Genomic DNA, 341 nt, shown 5'->3' with positions numbered 1-341 from the left:
CTTTGACTTCTTTCTCTGTCACCTCACTTAAATCCATACCTTTAGGGAAGTATTGTCTCAGTAGACCATTAAAATTTTCATTTAAGCCGCGCTCAAAAGAGCTATAAGGATGAGCAAAATAGGCATCAGCATCCAGTGCCTCAGCGACTGCTTCATGCTTTGCAAACTCACCACCATTATCAAACGTAATAGTATGAACTGAGTCTTTATAGGGCTTCAGCATGGCAATCAGTGCGTCCTTAACCACATCAGCATGTTTACTATCAACACGCTTCACTAAATAGAAACGGGTTTTTCGTTCAGCTAACGTCACAAAAACTCCTGTCCCTCGCTTGCCAATG

The 341-nt window shown here is 41.9% G+C and carries 1 protein-coding gene; it reads right to left on the bottom strand.

Annotated features, from left to right (window positions below):
* A partial coding sequence (locus Q0976_RS24080) for an IS30 family transposase (protein WP_299497404.1) occupies positions 1-341 on the bottom strand: 341 nt, incomplete at both ends.

It is taken from the genome of uncultured Shewanella sp., from assembly GCF_947501665.1.
Taxonomy (GTDB): domain Bacteria; phylum Pseudomonadota; class Gammaproteobacteria; order Enterobacterales; family Shewanellaceae; genus Shewanella.
The sequence above is the reverse complement of the archived record's forward strand: the minus strand, read 5'-3'. Positions and strand labels throughout refer to the sequence as shown.